Origin of the sequence: Reyranella sp. (assembly GCF_965227665.1) — a bacterium.
Classification (GTDB): domain Bacteria; phylum Pseudomonadota; class Alphaproteobacteria; order Reyranellales; family Reyranellaceae; genus Reyranella.
The window spans coordinates 4,308,550-4,325,333 of record NZ_OZ245767.1 but is presented as its reverse complement, the minus strand read 5'-3'; the positions used below and the strand labels follow the sequence as shown (position 1 = coordinate 4,325,333).

Genomic DNA, 16,784 nt, shown 5'->3' with positions numbered 1-16,784 from the left:
CATGATTCGCAGACGCACCCTGATCGCCGCGGCCGGTGCCACCGCTCTTGCCGCCCCCGCCTTCGCGCAGAACTTCCCGCGCAAGGCCGTGCAGATGATCGTCGCCTTCCCGGCCGGCGGCAACACCGACATCGGCGCCCGCATCCTCGCCTCGATCGCCGAAAAGGATCTCGGCCAACCGATCACCGTCGTGAACAAGGGCGGTGCCGGCGGCCAGATCGGCTTCACCGAGGGCGCCCGCGCCCGTCCCGACGGCTACACCGTCACCTTCATCAACCTGCCGAGCGTCAGCACGATCGTGCTCGATCCCGAGCGCAAGGCGGCGTTCAAGATGGACAGCTTCGTGCCCGTGGTGAACCAGGTGCTCGATCCCGGCGTCGTGTGGGTGAAGGCGGACAGCCCCTACAAGACGTTCGCCGACCTGCTCGACGCCGCCAAGAAGGCGCCCGGCAAGATCAGCGCCTGCACCACCGGCATCCTGAGCGACGACCATCTGGCGATCCTGATGGTCGACGACGCGGCCAAGGTGGACTTCCGCATCGTTCATTTCGAGGGCTCCGCCCAGCAGCTCACCGGCGTCATGGGCGGCCATGTCGACTGCGCCTTCGACAATGTCGGCGGCATCGTGAAGCGCGTGAAGTCGGGCGAACTGCGGGCCCTCGTCGTCACCGACGACCAGCGCTCCAAGTTTCTGCCGGACGTACCGACCACCAAGGAACTCGGCTTCCCGTCGGTGATCTCTTCGTCGACGCGTGGCATCGCCGTGCCCAAGGGCACGCCCGCCGACGCGATCAAGGTGCTCGAGACCGCCTTCCTGAAGGCGATCAACGATCCCGAGCACATCAAGAAGATGGACGAGCAGGGCCTCGCCCTGAGGCCGATGGTCGGTGCCGAGTATGCGAAGTACTACGCCGATTCGCATGCGGCCGCGACGAAGTATACGGAGTGGGCTCTCAAACAACGTTAACGTTGTTTGAGAGCGGTGGGCGGCAGCGCTTGTAACCAAGCGCGAGAGCCCACACCGCGCAGAATAGATAAGGATCAAGATTCTTATCTATTCTGCACCACGCGAGCTCCCGCGCTTGATAACAAGCACTGCCGCTCGCCCAAGCTGACGCGCTATGAGCGCGTCAGCTTGTTAAACGGCACATCCTTATCGACCCGGATGTCCGCGGGCAGTCCCAGCACGCGCTCGGCCACAATGTTGCGCAGGATCTCGTCGGTGCCGCCGGCGATGCGGAAGCCGGCGCCGCCGATCCATTGCGCCTGGAAGCCGGCCGCGAAGGGCACGTCCTCCTTCATGATGCCGGCATGGCCCATCAGCTCCATGGCGAAGGCGCCCATGTCCTGCATCTTGGGCGCCGCCACGATCTTGATGATCGAGGATTCCGGACCCGGCGTCTGGCCCTTGGAGAGCGCCGTCAGCGTGCGGTAGCGGGTCAGCTTCAGGCCCTGCTGCTGCACGTACCAGTCGGCGATCTTCGAGCGGACCTGCTGGTTGCGGATCGCCGCGCCATCCTCCAGCTCGGTCTCGCGCGCCAGCTCCATCAGCTCGTCGATGTCGAGCCCGCCCGACGGCAGGCCAACCGCGAGACGCTCATTCATCAGGGTCGTGAGCGCGGCCTTCCAGCCTTCGCCGACCTTGCCCAGCCGCTGGCTGTCGGGAATGCGGACGTTGGTGAAGAACACCTCGTTGAAGTTGGCGCCGCCCGACATCTGCTTGATCGGACGGACCTCGACGCCGGGGCTCTTCATGTCCAGGAAGAACATGGTGAGGCCGGCGTGCTTGGGGACATTCGGATCCGTGCGCGTGATCACGATGCCGAAGTCGCAATAGTGGGCGCCCGACGTCCAGACCTTCTGGCCGTTGATGATCCAGTCGTCGCCGTCGCGCTCGGCCTTGGTGCGGATTCCCGCCACGTCGGAGCCGGCGGCCGGCTCGGAGAAGAGCTGGCACCACACTTCCTGGCCGTGCAGGGCGGGCTTTACGTAGCGCTTGAGCTGCTCGGGCGTGGCATAGGCCATCATGGTCGGGATGCACATGCCCAGCCCGATGTCGAAGAAGCCCAGCGGCACCAGGTAGTTCGCCTCTTCCTGCTGGTAGATCACCTGCAGGATCGGCGAGGCGCCGCGGCCGCCGAACTCCTTGGGCCAGGTCAGGCGCGCGTAGCCGGCCGTGGCCTTCTTATCCTGCCACTCCTTGGCTTTCTTGAGCAGTTCGGGGTCGTCGTTGCGCGCGCGGTTGCTTTGCGTGTCGTCGCTCTTGCGCGTGGCGTTGGCGTCGAGCCAGCGGCGCACTTCCTGACGGAAGGCGGCTTCTTCGGGTGTGTCGTTGAAATCCATCGTTCCCTCCTAGGCCGCGTTCTTCTGTTCGAGACGGGTCACCAGCTTGTCCTTCCACGCCATCGGACCGCCGATCGACAGCGCCAGCAGGCGCGAGCGGCGATAGTGGAACTGCGTGTCGGCCTCCCAGGTGAAGCCGATGCCGCCATGGGTCTGGATGTTCTCCTTGGCCGCAAAGTCGTAGGCATCGGTCGCGGCGATGCGCGCCGCCGCCGCCGCCAGCGGCAGGTCGGCGCCGTCCTCGGTCAGCATCATCGCGCCGTAATAGGCATTGGAGCGTGCCAGTTCGAGCTTCACGTAACAGTCCGCGAGCTTGTGCTTGATCGCCTGGTAGGAGCCGATCGCACGGCCGAAGGCCTGGCGCTGCAGCGCATAGTCTCGCGCCATCCACATCGCAGCCTCGGCGCCGCCCACCTGGGCGAACGCGAAGTAGACCGCCGCCGCATCGTAGAGCTTCTCGAGCAGGCGCCAGCCCTCGCCCTCGCCGCCCAGCAGCTCGGCCGTGGCGTCATTGAACGTGAGCTCGGCATGCTTGCGCGCGGGATCGATCGTCTCGATGCGCTTCTTCGCAACGCCCGTTTGCGTGAGATCGACCAGCACGAGCGACACGGCGCGATCACCCGAGCCGCCGCTGTTGGCGAGCACGATGGCGAAGGTCGCAGCCTCGCCGTCGGTCACCGGCAACTTCTTTCCATTGAGACGGCCGCCGCCGAAGGTCGTGCGGATATTCCGCGGCTTCGGCGGTTGCGCGCCCTCGGCGATGGCCAGCGTGCCGATCGCCTTGCCGGAGGCGAGTTCGGGCAGCCACTTCTTCCTCTGCGCGTCCGAGCCCGCGAGCTTCAGCGCTTCGGTCGCCAGCACGACCGAGGTGTCGAACGGCACCGGCGCTGCAGCGCGGCCGATCTCTTCGGCGACGACGCAGACCTCCAGCGGCGACAGTCCCATGCCGCCATATTCTTCCGGAATGCCGAGGGCCGGCACGCCGAGATCGACGAGGCCTTTCCAGACATCTTCCGCGTGTGTTTCGGGGCCGTCGAGCACGCGCCGCACCACTTTGGTGGGGCACTTGTCGGCGAGGAATTTGCGAACCTGCTCCTTGAGCAGCTTCTGGTCGTCGGAGAAATCGAAGTTCATGATGCCCGACCCTAGCAAGCCTGCTCCGCTCGGGGAACGGCTCTGGGTTCCGACAGGCGGGTTGTGCTGCGCATTATGGTGAACGTTATGAACACGGACGAAATCAAGGACTGGCACGCACACGTCTACTTCGACGAAGCGTCGCGAGACGCGGCGTGGGCGTTGCGCGAGCGTATCGAGAAGACCTTCCCCATCGAGATGGGCCGCTTCCATGAGAAGCCGGTCGGGCCGCATCCGCGCTTCAGCTATCAGGTCGTCCTGAAGAACGAACAGTTCGAGCCGGTCCTGTCGTGGCTGACCCTGAACCGCGGCGAACTTACGGTGTTCATTCATCCCAACACCGGGCACGATCTGGAGGATCATCAGGACCGCGCGATCTGGATGGGCCAGCAGGTGCCGCTGGTCCTCGACATCTTCACGAAGAAGGACTGACCCGATGGACTCCCTGCTCCCGCTCGCCCAACGCGTTGGCGAAAAACTGAAAGCCCGCAAAGAGACCGTCGGCATTTCCGAATCGTCGGCCGGCGGTTTGATCTCCGCCGCGCTGCTCGCCGTGCCGGGAGCCTCGGCCTATTTCATGGGCGGCGCCGTCGTCTACACGCGACCGGCCGGCGATGCGTTCCTCGCCGTGCCGCGCGAGAAGCGTGCGGGCGTCCGCTCCTCCTCCGAGCCGTGGGCACTGCTCGCCGCCGAGCATGTCCGTGGACGTCTCAAGACGACCTGGGGCCTGGCCGAGACCGGCGCCTCGGGCCCGACCGGCAATTCCTACGGCGATCCCGCGGGACACACCTGCGTGGCGGTCGTCGGTCCCCACGGGAGCGTCGCGCGCACCCTGCGCACCGGCTCCGACGATCGCGTCGCCAACATGCGCGCCTTCGCCGCCGAAGCGCTCAAGCTGCTGGATGAACAGCTTTCCTAGATCAGGAGATCGGCCGCTTGAACGCGGCGATCGCCAGGAATACCCAGCCCGCGATGAAGGCGAGACCGCCGATCGGCGCCACGGCGCCGAACCATCGCGGGCCGCCGAACGACAGGGAATAGAGCGCGCCGGGGAACAGGACGCTGCCCGCGAGAAACAGCCACAAAGCGACGACGGCCAGGCGCACGTTCAGCATTTCCATGCCGGCCAGGGCGCACACGCCCAGCATCGCCAGGGCATGGAACATCTGATAGTGGCTGCCGGTCTGCAGCCAGTCGCGCGCCTTCAGGCCGGCTTCCGTGCGCAGGTCCAGACCATGCGCGGCGAAGGCGCCGACGACGACCGAGATCGCGCCGCTCAGCGCGGCGACGACGATCCAGAGCCGAGCGGCGTCGCCCATGGGATTATTGCAGCGGCCGGGTCGGCCGGCCGCCCGCCGTCATGCCGCCGTCGATCACCAGCTCCTGGCCGGTGATGTAGTTGCCGGCGTCGGTGCACAGGAACAGCACGCCGTTGGCGATGTCCTGCGCCTCGCCGACTCGCGGCAGCGGCACCGAAGCGGCGGCGCGCTCGCGCGGATCGATCGGGGCGTTGCGGCGATTGCCTTCGGCGCCGGTCGGGATCTTCTCCCAGATCGGCGTGGCGATGATGCCGGGATGGACGGAGTTGCAGCGGATGTTGTCTGCCGCATGTTCGAGCGCCACCGACTTGGCCAGCAGGCGGACGCCGCCCTTCGTCGCCGAATAGGCCGCGAGGCCCGGCGCGCCGCGCAGGCCCGCCACCGACGACATCAGCACGATCGAGCCGCCACCCACCCGCTTCATCGCCGGGATCGAATGCTTGATGGAAAGGAACACGCCGTCGAGATTGATCGCCTGCTGACGCTGCCAGTCGGCCAGGGTCATCGTGGCGATCGGCGACATGATGCCGATGCCGGCATTGGCCACCATGATGTCGAGGCGGCCGTAGCGCTTCTCGGCGTCGGCGACGATGCCCGGCCATGCCGCCTCGTCGCGCACGTCGTGGCGCATATAGTGCGCCTTGCCGCCCGCTTTGGTGATGCGGTCGACGACACCCTTGCCCAGGGTATCGTCGATATCGGTGATGAGAACCGACGCGCCTTCGCGCGCCAGCGTTTCGGCACAGGCCTCGCCGATGCCGGAAGCACCGCCCGTGACGATGGCAACCTTGCCCGAGACCTGAGCCATCTGAATCTCCCTCGATGCTGACGGCGTCGCTGCAGCTTTCCCCCACCCAGCCTCCCCCGTCTGACGGGGGAGGTGCCCGAAGGTCGGAGGGGGGAAAGCCAGGGACGTGGCGTTAGCGGTTCTTCCAGTTGCCGGGGCGCTTCTCGGCGTAGGACTTGACGCCCTCCTTGAAGTCCTCGGTCTTGCGAGTCCACTCCTGCTCGGTCAGCTCACGCTCGGTGGCCGCTTCCGCCGCATCGGCGAAGCCACGCCGCATCGTCTCGCGCGTCGACATCAACGCAAGCGGGGCCGACTCGGCGATTTCCTGAGCCAGCTTGATCGCCTCCTTGCGCACGTCGGCGAGCGGCGCCAGCACGTCGGCCAGCCCCCATTGCACCGCCTCCTCGCCGCCAATGCGACGCCCCGTATAGAACATCAGGTTGGCCTTCTGCTGGCCGATCAGGCGCGGCAGGGTGAAGGTGAGCGAGAAGCCGGGATGAAAACCGAGCCGCGTGAAGTTGGCGGCGAAGCGCGCCTCCGGAGCGGCGACACGGAAATCGGGCGCCAGCGCGAGGCCGAGGCCCCCGCCGATCGCCGGTCCCTGGATCGCCGCGACGCTGGGCTTCTTCGCGCGGAAAATACGGGTGGCTTCCTTGTAGAGGTGCTTGCCGCTCTCGTTCGCACCGGTCTGCGGGCGGTTGGCGAAGTCGGCGCCGGCACAGAACGACTTGCCCTGCGCGCACAGGACATAGGCGCGGATCTTGTCGTCGCGGTCGAACGCCTCGAAGGCGTCGGCGATCTGGTTGATCAGCGAATTGTCGAAGAAGTTGTGCGGCGGCCGCTGAATCTCGACGATTCCGACCGCGCCTTCGGTGCTGATACCGAGATCCTTGAAGGTGGCGCTCATGTTTTTTCTCCCGCGTTGAAAATCCGGCTAACGTGGCGGGGATACTGCCCCGGCAGGGGTCACGCGTCGATACGGGAGAAGAATGTATGCCGCAAAGCGAACGACACGCCCTGGTGCTGGGGGGAGGCACAATGGGCGTCGGAATCATCGCCATATTCCTGGGCGGCGGCTGGAGGGTGGACGTCGTGTCGCGCTCCGCCTCGACCCGCGACGGGCTGCCTGCGGCGACATCCCGCGCGCTCCAGGCCATGGGCAAGCCGGACGATGTCTCGGGCCTCGCGACCTATGCGACCCTCGAGGATGCGCCGTGGTCGAAGATCGACATCGTCGTCGAAACGGTGACCGAGGACTTGGCGCTGAAGCAGAAGATCTTCGCCGACATGGAGAAGCTCTCCCGTCCGGGCGTGCCACTCACCTCGAACTCATCCAGCTTCCCGATCAGCGAGATCGGTAAGGGGCTGGCGAGCCAGGACCGCATGATGGGACTTCACTTCTTCATGCCCGCCCACCTGATCCCGCTGGTCGAGGTCGTGCGCTCCGTCCACACCGACGTGGGCCTGGCCGAGAAGGTCGGCGCGATCATGAGCGAACTGGGCAAGCGGCCCGTACAGGTGAAGAAGGACGTGATCGGCTTCCTGGGCAACCGCATCCAGGGCGCGCTGATGCGCGAGGCGCTGTGGCTGATCGAAGAGGGTGTCGCCTCGCCCGAGGATATCGACGCCACCGTGCGTCTCTCGTTCGGCTTCCGCTATGCCGCCGCCGGTCCGATCACCCAGAAAGAGCATTCCGGCTGGGACACGACCTGTGCCGTCGCCAAGATAATCTGGCCCGACCTCAGCAACGCCGACGGCCCGCCGCCGGTCCTGCAGCGCAACGTCGACCAGGGCCGCATCGGCTTCAAGACCAAGGGCGGCTTCTTCGAGTGGGACGAGGCCTCGATAGCGAAAGAGCGCGCCCGATATGAGCGCGCTCTTTCTAAATGTCTGGAAATCTTCCGCGAGGAAGGAATTCTCTAGCTAGGCAGCGCGGCCTCGACCGCGGCCACCACCGCCGCCGCCTCCACCGCCGAAGCGCCGGCCCTTCCACTGGGGACGCGGACCCTGCGGACGATCGCCAGCCGGGCGATCGCCTTGCGGGCGGTCTCCGTGGGGACGGTCGCCGTGGGGACGCGGCGCGTACTGGCCGCCGCCACCATTGTGGTTCGGACGATCGCCGAACGACCGCGGACGGTCACCCTGCGGACGGTCGCCGTGCGGGCGATCACCATGGGGACGATCAGCCTGCGCGCGATCGAAGCGGTCGCCCTGCGGACGATCGCCATGGGGACGATCGCCATGAGGGCGGTCTCCACGGGGGCGGTCACCGAACGGGCGATCACCCTGCGGGCGCGGATTGCGCGGACGGTCGCCGTAGGGGCGGTCGCCCTGCGGACGATCACCTTGCGGACGGTCGCCCTGCGGGGCATCGCGGAAGTCGCCACCGCGGAACTGGCTGTCGGCGTGCGCCGGCGGACGGTCGCCGCGCGAACGATCGTGGTTGGCACGGTCGCCGAACGAGCGATGACCGCCGGGACGACCACCGCCGCCAGGACGACCACCACCACCCGGACGACCGGCGCCACGCGGACCACCACGGCCCTCGCGGGGACGCTCGTCGCGATCATCACGATCGTCGCCCTCGGCGCGCGCCTTGGGCGGCGGCAACTGCGGCATGTCTTCGTTGGCCGGCGTCGGGACGACCGGGATGCGCTGGTTGGTCAGCCGCTCGATACCCTTGAGCTGTCCGCGCTCGCTGCCGTCGCAGAACGAGATCGCGATGCCCGAGGCGCCGGCGCGCGCGGTGCGGCCGATACGATGGACATAGCTCTCGGCATCGGCCGGCAGCTCGAAGTTGATGACATGGGTCACGCCCTGCACGTCGATGCCGCGCGAGGCGAGATCGGTCGCGACCAAGACGCGGGCCTTGCCGCGGGCGAAGTTGTCGAGCGCCTTCTGGCGGGCGTTCTGCGACTTGTTGCCGTGGATCGCCTCGGAGCGCACGCCGCGGTCTTCCAGCGCCTCGGCGACGCGATTGGCGCCGCGCTTGGTGCGCGTGAAGATGATGACCCGCTCGAGGCTCTCGTCGGTCAGGAGATGATTGAGCAGGGTGCGCTTGAGGCCGGCATTCACGAAGTAGACGCGCTGGTCGATCTTCTCGACGGTACGGCCCTGCGGCGCGATCTCGACCTTCTCGGGGTTCTTCAGGATCTCCGCCGAGAGCTTGGCGATGTCGTTCGGCATCGTCGCCGAGAACAGCAGCGTCTGGCGGTTCTTCGAGACCGAGGCCGCGATGCGACGGACGTCACGGATGAAGCCCATGTCGAACATGCGATCGGCTTCGTCGAGGACGAAGAAGCTGACCTGTCCGAGCTTTACGTTGCCGCGCTCGACGAGGTCGAGCAGACGGCCGGGTGTGGCGATCAGGATGTCGACGCCGCGCGACAGGGTCTCGATCTGGCGACCGTAGCCCAGGCCGCCGACGACGGTGCAGAGGCGCAGGCCGAGGCCGCGACCGTAGGTGTCGAAGCTGCGGGCGATCTGGACTGCGAGTTCGCGGGTCGGCGCCAGCACGAGGGCGCGCGGGCTCTTGGGCTGGGCGCGCTCCTTAGACTCGGAAAGAAGCTGCAGCACGGGCAGCGCGAACGCCGCCGTCTTGCCGGTGCCGGTCTGGGCGATGCCCAGCACGTCACGGCCCTGCAGCAGGGCGGGAATCGTGCGCGCCTGGATGGGCGTCGGCACGGTGTAGTTCGCGGCGTTCAATGCACGCAGCAGCGGCTCGGCCAGACCGAGGCTCGCAAACGTAACTTCACTCACTGAAAATCCTTACTTGCCGCCGGCGTGCCATCCTGGCACGCGCATCTGTGGCGGCGTTAGGCCCGTTCCCGCGCGCGGCTGGGACGGCTCTTGTCTTGGGGGATTGTCTCGGGATGAGGCGCCGTCACAAAGGAATGGGGCGCGTCGCGCGATCGCGAGAAATCTTTGAAGCCCGCTTACCTGCGGGCTGGCGCGTATATGATGCTGCAGCGCAGCGGAGTCAAGCGGATTGCTGGCAATCGGGCAGGCCTCTCCCTAGAGTGTCTTCAAAACAAGTACTTAGGGAGTGAACGATGCGCCGCAGACAGCTTCTCACGGTCGCAGCCGCCACAATGGCCGCACCGTCGATCGGGACCAGCGCCCGCGCCCAGGCCTTTCCCGCCAAGCCGATCCGGATTCTCATCCCGTACGCACCGGGCGGTACCTCCGACATCCTCGCGCGCCTGATGCAGCCGCACCTGCAGGCGGCGCTGGGCCAGTCGGTCGTCGTCGAGAACCGCACCGGCGCCAACGGCAACATCGCCGTCGACATGGTCGCGAAGTCGGCGCCCGACGGCTACACGCTGGTGCTGACCGACCTCGGCAATCTCACGATCTCGCCCTCGGTGATGAAACTGCCGTTCGACGTCGCGAAGGACTTCAACGCCGTCACCGTGCTGGCCTACACGCCGCACCTGCTCGCTGCCGCGCCCGATCGTCCCTACAAGACCGCGGCCGAGCTGATCGCCTTCGCCAAGGCCAATCCCGACAAGCTGAACTACGCGACGGCGGGACTGGGCAGCGCCCCGCATCTGGCCGGCGCCCTCTTTGCCCACTCGCTCGGCCTCAAGATCACCTTCATCCCGATGAAGGGCGGCGCCGAGGCGATCCAGCAGGTCGCGGGCGGCCATGCCGACGCGCTGTTCAACGGCATGATCGCCACCCTGCCGCACGTGAAGAGCGGCAAGCTGCGCGGCCTCGCCGTGTCGAGCGCCACGCGCAACGCGCTGGCGCCGGAGCTTCCGACCGTGATCGAGGCGGCCGGCATCAAGGACTTCGTGACGGGAAGCTGGCAGGGCTTCCTCGCCGCCAAGGGCACGCCGCCGGACGTTCTGGAGCGCCTCTATGTCGAGATCGACAAGACGACGAAGATTCCCGAGGTGGCAGCGCGCCTCAAGGAACTCGGCGCCGAGCCGGTTCTCGACAAGCCCGCGCAGAGCGATACCTGGCGTGCGCGTGAGGTCGAAAACTGGGCGAAGGTGGTGAAGGATACCGGCATAAAGCTGGAATAAGACGCGGAGGAAAACGGCATGGAATTCGGCATCCTCTTCACCTCGCACGCCAATCCCCAGGAAGAGCCCTATCCGCATCGCGCCGTTCATGCGCGGACGACGGACGAGATCATCGAAGCGGAACGGCTGGGCTACGACACGGCCTGGATCGCCGAGCACCATTTCTCGACCAGCTACGGCATCATGCCGGACTGCTTCGCCTACATGGCCTATCTCGCCGCGAAGACCAGCCGCATCAAGCTGGCCTCCGGCGTGATCACGCTGCCGCTCTACGACCCAATCCGGGTCGTAGAGAACGCCAACTTCGTCGACATCCTGTCGAACGGCCGGGTCATGCTGGGCATCGGCTCGGGCTATCGGCCTTACGAGTTTGTGGGACTGGGCAAGGATTTCGAGGGCCGCCGCGACATGGTCGAGGAGGCGGTCGGCCTGATGTTCGACGCCTTCCATCGCCATCGCTACGATCACAAGGGCAAGTATTTCAGCGGCACCGTCGCGGAGCCCTACGAGATGCTGCCCCAACCGGTGCAGATGCCGCATCCGCCGCTCTACATGGCCGGCGGCACCGACCGCTCGATCGGCTATTGCGGCCGCAACGGCTTCGGCTTGATGCTGTCGACCCTGCCCGGCATCGAGACGCTCGCGGCTCAGACCGCCCTCTACAAGCGCGAGCTGGCGACGGCCTCGGCCGAGCGCGCCAGGAATCCAGCGGCGGGCCAGATCGACATCGCGCGCTGGGTCTACATTGCCGACACCGATGCAGAGGCGCGCGCCGAGACCGAACAGGCGATCGTGCGCCACATCGGACATTTCGGCGGCACCGGCACGGCAGGCTATCTCGGCTCGGTGTCCGAGAAGGGCAACCAGCTCAGCTATGACGAACTGCTGAACACCACGCTGCTGCACGGTTCGGCCGAGACGGTGATCGCACGCCTGCGCGAGATGCAGGCCCGCACCGGCATGACCTCGCTGCTGCTGCACTACCCGCCCTATTACGGACGCGAGAAGACGATGAAGAGCCTGAAGCTCTTCGCCGAGCGCGTGATCCCCGCCTTCCGCCCGCTGGCCCGGCGCGTGGCCGCCGCCGAATGACTCCTCAAGCGGCCGCGCTCGGCCGCAAGAACAATTCTCGCGGCGCGATCCTCACCATGCTCGCCATGCTGGGCTTCGCCGGCATGGACACGATCTCCAAGTGGATGGTGGCCGACTATTCGATCGGCCAGATGATGTGGGTCCGCTATGCCGTCTTCTGCCTGTTCGCGTGGGCGGTCGTGCGCCGGCGCGGCCTGCGCGCCGCGGCACGCTCGGCGCGGCCGTGGCTGCAGTTCGGCCGCGCCCTGCTGGCGGTGATCGAGAGCGCGGTGTTCGTGCTGGCATTTCGCTATCTGCCGCTGGCCGATACCCATGCCGTCGCCGCCACTTCGCCGCTGATCGTGATCGCGCTCGGCGTGCTGTTCCTCGGCGAACGTGCCGGTCCAGCGCGCTGGGCGGCGGTCGGGGCAGGCTTCGTCGGCGTGCTGCTGATCGTGCGTCCGGGCTTTCGCGAACTCGACTGGCCGCTGCTGCTTCCGGTGGCGGGCGCCATCATGTGGGGTGGCTACCAGATCCTGGTCCGCCTCTGCTCACGCACCGACACGCCCGACACCACGCTCGTCTGGTCGGCCTTCGTGTCGTTCGGTGCCACGACCCTGGTCGGGCCTTGGCAGTGGATCTGGCCGGACGCGAAAGGCTGGGCCCTGTTGTTTGCCATCGCCTCGCTGGGCGCCCTGGCGCACTATTCGCTGATCAAGGCGCTCGACTATGCCGAGGCCGGCGCCGTGCAGCCCTACAGCTATACGCTGCTGGTCTTCGTCACGATCCTGGGCGCCATCGTGTTCGGCGACATCCCGGACGCCTGGACACTGGCCGGCGCCGCCGTGATCGTCGCCTCGGGCCTCTACACCTGGAACCACGAACGGCGAGCGGCCTCTACTCCCTCACGCAGGACAGATCGCCTTCCTGGCAGTTGACCTGGGCCTCGAGGTCCTTCACGCGCACCAGGGTTAGGCGTGCCTGGCACTGGGCAACGACCATGCCGTGGATCGAGCCGCCCGCGGTCGGCGCGCCGATGAAGGCGCACTCCCGGTCGCGGAAACGGATCCACGCTTCTTCCGCAGCCTGCAGGCGCGCGCGGCTTTCGGGTCCGAGGCGCGTCCGCAGCTTGGTGTAGACGGCGTTGAGCTGCCGGTCGGCGTCCTGCAGGGCCGATCCCGCCTGTTGATTGAGGTCCATCTGGCTCTGCGCAAGGCCCGGCAGCGGCAGGAGGTGCATCGCCACCGCACAGCCGAGAAGCGCGACCAGGCGCCGGATCATCGCGGCCACGCCCTAAGTGCGACCAGACCGCCGTCGATCGGCAGCATCACGCCGGTCACCCAGCGCGATTCGTCGGAGGCGAGATAGACCGCGCCATGGGCAATGTCCCAGGCTGTGCCCTCGACCTGCATCGGCACCATCTTCTTGCGCCGGTCGCGCGCCTCGGCGCCGAGATGCGCCACCATCGGCGTGTGCACCGAGCCCACGATGATGCAGTTGGCGCGGATGTTCTGGGTCGCATAGTCGGCCGCGACCGACATCGTGAAGCCGTGCAGGCCCGCCTTGGCCGTCGCATAGGCCACCGCCCCGGCACTCCCCATCAGGCCGACGGCGCCGGCGATCGACGACACCATGATGATCGAGCCGCCGCCGCCTTCCTTCATCCGCGGCAGACAGGACTTGGTGCACAGCATCGTGGTCGTGAGGTTGGCTTCGAGGACCTTGTTCCAGGTCTCGAGCGTCACCGTCTCGGGCGTGCCCGGCCCGCCGATGCCGACATTGTTGTGCAGGATGTCGAGCCGGCCATACGTCTTCATGGCGAAGTCGGCCATCGCCTCCGCCACGTCGAGCCGCGCCACGTCGCCCGCGAAGACCGACGCCTCGCCACCCTCGTCCTTGATCTGTTTGGCCAGTCCCTCGGCACGCTCGGCACTGCGGTTGACCAGCACGACCTTGGCGCCTTCCTTGGCAAACAGCAGCGCCGTCGCCATGCCGTTGCCCAAGCCCTCGCCGCGCGGGGCCGCGCCCGTCACCACCGCCACCTTGCCCTGCAGCCGTCCGGCCATGTCTACTCTCCACCCAGATGATTTCAGGCGCGGACCTTAGCCGGGAGACGAAGGCGATGACCAGCAAGACAGAAACGTTCGAAGGCGGCTGCACGTGCCGCAACGTGCGCTACCGGCTCACCTCCAGGCCGCTGTTCGTGCATTGCTGCCATTGCCGCTGGTGCCAGCGCGATTCAGGGACGGCCTTCGCGATGAACGCGATGATCGAGGCCGACCGGGTCGAGAGGCTGGGCGGCGAGGTCGAGGTGATCGACACGCCGACCCTCAGCGGCAAGGGCCAGAAGATCGCGCGCTGCCCGCAGTGCCGCATCGCGGTGTGGAGCAACTATTCCGGCGCCGGACCCACCGTCCGCTTCGTGCGCGTCGGAACACTCGACGAGCCCGACCGGCTGCCGCCCGACATCCACATCTTCACCATGAGCAAGCAGCCCTGGGTCGCGCTTCCCGCCGGCGTGCCGGCCGTCGCGGAGTACTACGACCGCAACGAACTCTGGCCAAAGGAGAGCCTCGACCGGTTTGCGACGCTGAGGGCGAAGAGCGCATCCTGACGATGCTGATCGAGATCGACGAGCGGACGACGAAAAGACCCTAAAGCCGAGACGAACAGGGCTGTCCCATCCTGGCGTAGGACGCCATCGTTTTCCTGACCCATTCTTCCTGGGAGAGCGGCCACGTTCTCACGAACGACCGCACGCCCGGCGCCAGATGAGCGGCGTAGATGAAGTCTTCCGCCTTGTAGGCCTGCACCAGGTCGGTCTCGGGAACGACACTGTCATAGGGACCGACGAACGCCAGACCGGCCTCGTCGTCGAAGCGACCCACCGCGGAATACGGCGCGACCGACGCGCGGGCATAGGCCCTGATGCTGTCGCCGGGCGCAAGAATCGGAGTCGGGCCCCCAGACAATTTCTTCCGCCCGATCACCCGGCGGACCATGACGCTGAGGTCCACACCATTGGCGTCCTGCGCATCCGGCCGGCGTCGCGCAGGCGAAGCTTCGATCGCGCGTCCGACGAAAATGGTGTTCGCGTCGCAAAACAACTGTTCTGGCGAGATCGGTGTCAGGGCCCGTGCCGCGCCAATGCCGGACATCACGGCCAAGGCGGCCAGCGCCAGCAGAAACCACGAACGCCACATCGCGGTTTAGACTTTCCAGTAACCAGGCAACTTCGCCGCCAGCCATTTTGCGAGCGCCGCGTTCACCGCAACGGGCTTCTCCTGCGCCATCCAGTGCCCGGACTTCACGACGACTTCCGTGAGATCGGCACAGTTCTGTCGCATCGGCTCGGCGAGCTTCGATGTCATCGTCTCGCAGGTCGTGTCATAGGCGCCGTGCAGGAACAGGACCGGCATGGCGAGCCGGCCGCCGTTCGGCGCGCGCTTGGCGTAGGCGCGGTTGGCCGCGTGGTTCATGTACCAGGAGTCGGGCCCGAAGAAGCCGTTCCGCGTCAGCGCGGCGGCATAGGCCTCCATGTCCTGCTCGGTCAGCACATCCGGATCGCGCGGTATGTCCGGGCAAGCACCACCGCCGAACCAGCCGCCTACCTTGCGGACCATCGAGGTCGGCGCCGGCTTGCCCACCCGCGCCGGATCGCCCTTGCGGAACAGCGCCTTCACCACGTTGAGCGGGTTGGCATCGAAGCCTGCGCAGGCCTTGTCGAAGCTCTCCTCGTAGAAGAACTGGTAGTCCCACTGGCCGGCCGGGAACTGTGCCTCGGGATAGAGCGTGCGATCGACCAGCGGCACGACGGTGTCGAGCGTGAAGCCGGTCGGCAGATAGGGCACGCACAGGCTGGCTACGCCCACCACCTTGTCGGGATGATGTGCCGCCATGTTCCAGACGACGGGGCTTCCCCAGTCGTGGCCGATCCACACCGCCTTGTCGCAACCGAGCGAAGCCAGCAGCTCGACCATGTCGGCCACGATCTCTTCCTGCGCGAAATCCTCGTGCCGCTTGTAGGTGCTCGAGCGGCCGTAGCCGCGCATGTCCGGCGCGATGCAGCGGAAGCCAAGGGCTGCAAGGACCGGGAGCTGGTGCCGCCACGACAGCGACAGTTCGGGCCAGCCATGGACGAAGATCAGCAGCGGCGCGTCTTTCGCTCCGCAGGCGAGATAGCCCGTCGTGTGGCGGGCGGTCTTGACGGTGTGTTCGGTGACCGGGAATGTCATGGCAAGGAGAAGGTCACATGGAAATCGATACCGGCACAACCGAACTCTTGTGCAGCGTCCGCGACGGCGTCGCGCTGATCACGCTGAACCGCCCCGAGGCGCGCAATGCGATGTCGCCCGACCTCACCGAGGCGCTGCGCAACCAGATCAAGGCGCGCGGCGACGACGATGCCGTCGGTGCGCTGCTGATCACCGGCGCCGGCACCGCCTTCAGCAGCGGCGGCGACGTGAAGGGCATGGGCGGACGCGGCCCGCGCGGCCAGATGAGCTACGAGGAGCGGCTGGCCGACCTGCGCTGGCGCCAGACGCATCTCACCGGCGCGCTGGTCGCCGTACGCAAGCCCACCATCGCAGCACTCCCGGGCGCCGCGGCGGGCGCGGGCCTCGCCATCGCGCTGGCCTGCGACATCCGCATTGCCGCCAAGTCGGCCTTCTGCACCACCGGCTACGCCAAGATCGGCCTCTCGGGCGACTACGGCATCTCTTGGCTGCTGACCCGCACCGTGGGCCCGATGCGGGCGCGCGAGCTGATGTTCACCTCCGAGAAGGTCGGCGCCGAGCGCTGCGAGCAGATCGGTCTCGTCAATCGCGTGGTCGACGATGCCAGGCTGCAGGACGAGGCCTTCGCCTTCGCCAAGTCGCTGGCCGAGGGCCCGCGAGTCGCGCTGCGTCACATGAAGGACAATCTCGACGAGGCGCTGCACATCAATTACGCGGACGCGCACTATCGCGAGGCCGAGCGCCTGGTCCAGTCGTCGCGCACCGCCGATCACAAGGAGGCGGTGGCGTCCTTCGTCGAGAAGCGCAAGCCGGTGTTCAAGGGGCGGTAGTGATCATGACCCCATCGCCCTCATAAGGCGAGGGC

Annotated in this window: 19 protein-coding genes; 9 read left to right on the top strand and 10 right to left on the bottom strand. The window is 67.0% G+C overall.

The genetic code is table 11. The features are described from left to right. Window position 1 precedes the first annotated feature (1 nt). A complete protein-coding gene (locus ACO07I_RS20925) occupies window positions 2-967 on the top strand; it encodes a tripartite tricarboxylate transporter substrate binding protein (RefSeq protein WP_422010731.1) in 966 nt (321 codons plus the stop codon). 152 nt (window positions 968-1,119) lie between these two features. Here ACO07I_RS20925 and ACO07I_RS20920 read toward each other — a convergent pair whose 3' ends face one another. Together ACO07I_RS20920 and ACO07I_RS20915 are read right to left on the bottom strand one after the other, a co-directional pair. Then, a complete protein-coding gene (locus ACO07I_RS20920) occupies window positions 1,120-2,343 on the bottom strand; it encodes an acyl-CoA dehydrogenase family protein (protein ID WP_422010729.1) in 1,224 nt (407 codons plus the stop codon). Between the two features lie 9 nt (window positions 2,344-2,352). After that, the gene (locus tag ACO07I_RS20915; protein WP_422010727.1) at window positions 2,353-3,477 is read right to left on the bottom strand and encodes an acyl-CoA dehydrogenase family protein; all 1,125 of its coding nucleotides are present in this window, start codon (window positions 3,475-3,477) and stop codon (window positions 2,353-2,355) included. A gap of 87 nt (window positions 3,478-3,564) precedes the next feature. On the opposite strand from ACO07I_RS20915, the gene ACO07I_RS20910 reads away from it, so the two are divergent. Then, window positions 3,565-3,909, top strand: a complete 345-nt coding sequence (locus tag ACO07I_RS20910) for a DOPA 4,5-dioxygenase family protein (RefSeq protein WP_422010725.1) — start codon at window positions 3,565-3,567, stop codon at window positions 3,907-3,909. A gap of 4 nt (window positions 3,910-3,913) precedes the next feature. Then, a complete protein-coding gene (locus ACO07I_RS20905) occupies window positions 3,914-4,396 on the top strand; it encodes a CinA family protein (RefSeq protein ID WP_422010723.1) in 483 nt (160 codons plus the stop codon). 1 nt (window position 4,397) lies between these two features. Here ACO07I_RS20905 and ACO07I_RS20900 read toward each other — a convergent pair whose 3' ends face one another. From ACO07I_RS20900 to ACO07I_RS20890, 3 genes are all read right to left on the bottom strand, one after another. Further along, a complete protein-coding gene (locus ACO07I_RS20900; protein WP_422010721.1) occupies window positions 4,398-4,796 on the bottom strand; it encodes a DUF423 domain-containing protein in 399 nt (132 codons plus the stop codon). A gap of 4 nt (window positions 4,797-4,800) precedes the next feature. Then, window positions 4,801-5,604: an SDR family NAD(P)-dependent oxidoreductase gene (locus tag ACO07I_RS20895; RefSeq protein WP_422010719.1), complete on the bottom strand. Its 804-nt coding sequence runs from the start codon at window positions 5,602-5,604 to the stop codon at window positions 4,801-4,803. 112 nt (window positions 5,605-5,716) lie between these two features. Beyond that, entirely contained in the window at window positions 5,717-6,490 is a 774-nt protein-coding gene (locus ACO07I_RS20890) for an enoyl-CoA hydratase/isomerase family protein (RefSeq protein WP_422010717.1), read from the bottom strand. An 86-nt stretch (window positions 6,491-6,576) separates the two neighbouring features. Here ACO07I_RS20890 and ACO07I_RS20885 point away from each other — a divergent pair, with 86 nt between their 5' ends. Beyond that, on the top strand, window positions 6,577-7,506 hold the full coding sequence (locus ACO07I_RS20885) for a 3-hydroxyacyl-CoA dehydrogenase family protein (protein ID WP_422010715.1): 930 nt from the start codon (window positions 6,577-6,579) through the stop codon (window positions 7,504-7,506). Here the strand turns inward: ACO07I_RS20885 and ACO07I_RS20880 are convergent, their stop codons facing one another. Then, window positions 7,507-9,342 (bottom strand): DEAD/DEAH box helicase, encoded by a 1,836-nt coding sequence (locus tag ACO07I_RS20880; RefSeq protein WP_422010713.1) that lies wholly within the window; start codon window positions 9,340-9,342, stop codon window positions 7,507-7,509. Between the two features lie 293 nt (window positions 9,343-9,635). Here ACO07I_RS20880 and ACO07I_RS20875 point away from each other — a divergent pair, with 293 nt between their 5' ends. From ACO07I_RS20875 to ACO07I_RS20865, 3 genes are read left to right on the top strand one after another with little or no spacing between them, the layout of a single operon-like run. After that, on the top strand, window positions 9,636-10,613 hold the full coding sequence (locus ACO07I_RS20875; RefSeq protein WP_422010711.1) for a Bug family tripartite tricarboxylate transporter substrate binding protein: 978 nt from the start codon (window positions 9,636-9,638) through the stop codon (window positions 10,611-10,613). Between the two features lie 18 nt (window positions 10,614-10,631). Then, window positions 10,632-11,705 (top strand): LLM class flavin-dependent oxidoreductase, encoded by a 1,074-nt coding sequence (locus ACO07I_RS20870; protein WP_422010709.1) that lies wholly within the window; start codon window positions 10,632-10,634, stop codon window positions 11,703-11,705. Beyond that, window positions 11,702-12,622, top strand: coding sequence for a DMT family transporter (locus ACO07I_RS20865; protein WP_422010707.1), 921 nt, complete (start codon window positions 11,702-11,704; stop codon window positions 12,620-12,622). The genes ACO07I_RS20870 and ACO07I_RS20865 overlap by 4 nt, the downstream gene beginning before the upstream one ends. On the opposite strand, the gene ACO07I_RS20860 is transcribed toward ACO07I_RS20865, so the two are convergent. After that, a complete protein-coding gene (locus ACO07I_RS20860) occupies window positions 12,582-12,965 on the bottom strand; it encodes a lysozyme inhibitor LprI family protein (protein ID WP_422010705.1) in 384 nt (127 codons plus the stop codon). The genes ACO07I_RS20865 and ACO07I_RS20860 overlap by 41 nt on opposite strands. Beyond that, window positions 12,962-13,750, bottom strand: coding sequence for an SDR family NAD(P)-dependent oxidoreductase (locus ACO07I_RS20855; protein ID WP_422010703.1), 789 nt, complete (start codon window positions 13,748-13,750; stop codon window positions 12,962-12,964). Before ACO07I_RS20855 ends, ACO07I_RS20860 begins: the two co-directional genes overlap by 4 nt. Window positions 13,751-13,806: 56 nt before the next feature. On the opposite strand from ACO07I_RS20855, the gene ACO07I_RS20850 reads away from it, so the two are divergent. Continuing rightward, window positions 13,807-14,298, top strand: coding sequence for a GFA family protein (locus ACO07I_RS20850; protein WP_422010701.1), 492 nt, complete (start codon window positions 13,807-13,809; stop codon window positions 14,296-14,298). A gap of 40 nt (window positions 14,299-14,338) precedes the next feature. Here ACO07I_RS20850 and ACO07I_RS20845 read toward each other — a convergent pair whose 3' ends face one another. Further along, complete coding sequence (locus ACO07I_RS20845) at window positions 14,339-14,887, bottom strand: hypothetical protein (protein WP_422010699.1); 549 nt, start codon at window positions 14,885-14,887, stop codon at window positions 14,339-14,341. Window positions 14,888-14,893: 6 nt separating this feature from the next. Beyond that, window positions 14,894-15,919 carry an alpha/beta hydrolase gene (locus ACO07I_RS20840; RefSeq protein WP_422010697.1) on the bottom strand — a complete coding sequence of 342 codons (1,026 nt, stop codon included), beginning with the start codon at window positions 15,917-15,919 and terminating at the stop codon, window positions 14,894-14,896. Window positions 15,920-15,936: 17 nt separating this feature from the next. On the opposite strand from ACO07I_RS20840, the gene ACO07I_RS20835 reads away from it, so the two are divergent. Continuing rightward, window positions 15,937-16,749 (top strand): enoyl-CoA hydratase-related protein, encoded by an 813-nt coding sequence (locus ACO07I_RS20835; protein ID WP_422010695.1) that lies wholly within the window; start codon window positions 15,937-15,939, stop codon window positions 16,747-16,749. Window positions 16,750-16,784: the final 35 nt, after the last annotated feature.